3 protein-coding genes are annotated in these 3,929 nt (G+C 30.6%); all 3 read left to right on the forward strand.

Translation table 11 applies throughout. From position 1 onward, the window contains the following. The first annotated feature begins 168 nt into the window (after positions 1 to 168). Entirely contained in the window at positions 169 to 1,299 is a 1,131-nt protein-coding gene (locus tag Q0649_RS20810; RefSeq protein WP_298846370.1) for a glycosyltransferase family 1 protein, read from the forward strand. 637 nt (positions 1,300 to 1,936) lie between these two features. Further along, positions 1,937 to 2,449 (forward strand): MarR family winged helix-turn-helix transcriptional regulator, encoded by a 513-nt coding sequence (locus Q0649_RS20815; protein ID WP_298846373.1) that lies wholly within the window; start codon positions 1,937 to 1,939, stop codon positions 2,447 to 2,449. A 133-nt stretch (positions 2,450 to 2,582) separates the two neighbouring features. Further along, positions 2,583 to 3,929, forward strand: a 1,347-nt coding sequence (locus tag Q0649_RS20820; RefSeq protein WP_298846375.1) for an MATE family efflux transporter, incomplete at its 3' end; no start/stop codon positions are given.

Raw genomic sequence — 3,929 nt, forward strand, 5'->3', positions numbered from 1 at the left:
AATTATTGTTCTATTGCAATATATGAACCTTTAGAATGATTTGTGCACAATTATATTTGCCCAAATGGCACACTTTATGAGGTAAAATAATATATTAATATATATAATATTTTTCAATAAATTCTTTTAAACATACATCTTTTCTAATAATTTTAAGGAGTGAAACCTATGAAGATTGCAATTGATGGCAGAGGCGTCAATTTATATAATGGGACTGGTATTGGAACTTATACAGAAAATGTACTTAAAAATTTAATTAACATAGATACCATGAATAATTACCATATTTTTTGGTCAGGTAAAAATTTTGAAAGTATAAAAAGAGAGAACTGTAAAGTCATAATGACTTCTAAAAAGCATCAAAGATTCTTTGAGGATTATTATTTCCCAGAAAATATTTCAAAAGAAAACATAGATATATACCATATGCCACAAAATGGTATAGGGTTATCCACCAATATATCTTGCAAAAAAATAGTTACTATACATGATTTAATTCCATACGTTATGCCTGAAACAGTCGGGAGAGGATATTTATTAAAATTTTTAAAAGAGATGCCAATAATTATAGGTAACTCAGATGGAATAATAACGGTGTCTGAATTTTCAAAGCAAGATATTCTTAAATATTTCCCAATAGATGAGTCCAGAATTTTTGTAACTCCACTTGCTGCCGACTCAAAATATACACCACTCGATAAACTTCACTGTAAAAAAGTTTTAGAAAAAATATATAATTTGCTAAATCCATTTATACTCTACCTAGGTGGTTTCAGTGAGAGAAAAAATGTAGCCTCTGCAATCACTGCTTTTTCTAAAGTATATAAAGATTTAAATGAAAATTACAATTTAGTTATTGTAGGCGATTATAGAGACTCTAGTCAGAAATTAGTAAAACTTGCGAATGAATTAAACATGCAGTCTCATGTTGTTTTTGTAGGTTTTGTACCTGAAGATCATTTACCTCTTTTTTATAACAGCTGTGACGCTCTTATATATCCATCTTTTTATGAAGGATTTGGGCTACCCCCACTTGAAGCAATGAATTGTGGTACTCCTATAATAGCGTCCAACCTTACCTCTATTCCAGAGGTTGTAGGAGACGCTGGTATTTTAATAAATCCCTATGATACTTCCGCTATCTCTCTTGCCATAGGAACCCTTTTAAGTAGCGAAAAGTTGAAATCTGAGCTTAGTGCTAAGGCATTAATAAGAGCTAAACAATTTTCATGGCAAAACACTGCAATAAATACCCTTAAAGTCTATGAGAGTGTTTACAATAGTGAATCTACATCATAGTGAAAGTATTAGTTTTCCATGCATTCCTTGCTATTATGCCACATAAATCTTCATGATTATCAGCTTCTTGTCTTATATAATGAACAACAATAGAAAAGAATTCAGTGCATAGTTATAGATAGCTTAAATAATATAAAATACAATGGTGTTAAGTTGGGTAGCCTACTAAAAGTCTACCCAAAGAGTTTTATAGTTGTTATAGCAAGTAGAAAAATAGAGAAGTAACTGGAGTTGAATTTGTAAAACTATTGAATATAAGCAGATCAATATTATATAGATACATAAAAAGATATGAAATTGATTTTGCCTGATTTTTAATACATTCAATGTAACAAGTCAACACATTATATTACATTCAAAATGAAATTTTTAAAGAATAGCTAATAGCCTCAATGTGGAAGTAACACAATTACTATATGTGTTACTTTCGGAACATCAATATTAACTTAATAAAGTAAACCCAAGATCTAATTAATGTGGGGTTACTTTATTTTTTTATCTAACTTTAATGAAAATAAACAGAGGTACCTTAATAAATGTATTGACAATGAAATTTAAAAAGCATACTATAATAAAAGAAAGGTACCTATCTAATAAAGAAAAGGTACCTTATTAAAATACAAAGGAGATATTTTATATGCATAATTCAATATCAGAAAAATTGCTACAACAATTTCATTATTTTACGAATCTTATTCACAGAGGACGCCAACAACAACATTTTGGAGCTCATGAGCTCAACCTTGGTCGCGGGCAAGGACATTTATTAGGTGTATTAATTACAAACGATGGTTTAACACAGAGAGAATTAAGCACACAATTGCGTATACGTCCTACTTCGCTCGGAGAATTAGTTAGCAAATTGGAACAAAGTAATTATGTAGAACGTCGTGTAAATGAAAATGACAAGCGGGTTTCAAATGTTTATATTACAGAGGAAGGCCGAAAAATCGTAAATGAAATTATGAAAGAAAGACAGGTAGTGATTAACAATATGTTTATTATTTTATCAGAAGATGAAAAACAACAACTTTTAGCGCTGATGGGCAAGTTGATCACTTCGATGGAAGAAAATATGGATGATAATGATAATGAGGAATATGAGAATAATAAAGATCAACGCAATGGCAGAGGAAACGATTCTATCTGAATTATTGAAGGAAGGGTACTACAATTGTTATATGTAACCTTCTTACACTAGAAGTAAAAAGCATATAATAATGTGTTTAAAAAAATGCGCCTTGACTAATTTTTTAATTATACTTAAATTGGAGGTACAATAAATGGAACAAAATAAAGATTCATATTCATATTATTTCGAGGACGCACCTATACCAAAGGCTATTGCACATATGGCAGTTCCCATGATGCTAGGAATGTCTATTAATATGCTTTATAGTATTATTGATGCATTTTTTATTGGAAAGCTTAATAATACAGCAATGATGAGCGCAGTTACATTAGCCTTACCATTTACAACTATATTAATGGCAATCGGAAATATTTTTGGTACAGGTGGTGGCACCTATATTTCTAGATTATTAGGTGAGAAAGATTTAGGGGATGCAAAGAAAATCTCATCTGTTTCTTTTTATCTAAGTCTATTATCTGGATTTATTTTTATGTTACTGGCTATTCCACTGCTTCATCCTATTTTGCAAATATTAGGAGCAAGAGGTGATACTGTTTCATTTACTCAAAGCTATATTATGGTTTTTATCATTGGAAGTCCATTTGTAATTGCTAATTTTACATTAGAGCAAATAGTTCGGGCGGAGGGTGCTTCAACAATTTCAATGAATGGTATGATTATTAGTGTTATAATAAATGTTATTTTGGATCCAATTTTAATTTTTACATGTAATTTAGGTATCGCAGGCGCTGCACTTGGTACAATTATTGGTAATTTAGGAGCGGTGTTATATTATGTGTATTATCTTAGAAATAAAAGTGCCACTCTAACCATCTCCTTAAAGACATTTAAACCAACCCGCACTATATGTAGTAACATTTTTAAAATTGGTATAACAGCTTTCTTGTTGGACGGCTTCTTAATGGTATCCAGTCTCTTATTAAACAATTTTTCCGCGCGTTATGGCGATTATGTTGTTGCTGGCTTTGGAATTTCGCTGCGTCTTGTTCAACTTTCAGAATTCATTGGTATGGGATTATATATGGGGGTTGTTCCATTAATTTCCTATGCATATACTGCTAAGAATGTAAAACGAATGAAGAAAGTTATTAATACTACAACAACCTATATTTTAATACTAACTATATTTATTTCACTTATAATTTTTATTTTTCGATACCCAATATACCATTTATTTAGTAGAGATGTTAATGTAATAAACACTGGTATCTACATTTTGATAGCCATGCTCATTTCATCATTGTTTGCTGCAATTACGGGTATTATTACAGCTATATTCCAAGCAGTTGGAAGGGCTAAAGAGGCAACCATAATGTCTATGGCACAGGGGATATTATTAATCCCAATTATGGTTTCAGGAAATTATATTTTCGGTTTACATGGACTTATATGGTCAATGACTGTGACAGAAGTATTAACTTACCTAGTAGGATTATGCTTATGGATTAAGTTTAATCGTGATACTACTAAAATAGAT

The sequence above is a fragment of the uncultured Clostridium sp. genome (assembly GCF_937920395.1).
Taxonomy (GTDB): domain Bacteria; phylum Bacillota; class Clostridia; order Clostridiales; family Clostridiaceae; genus Clostridium_AD.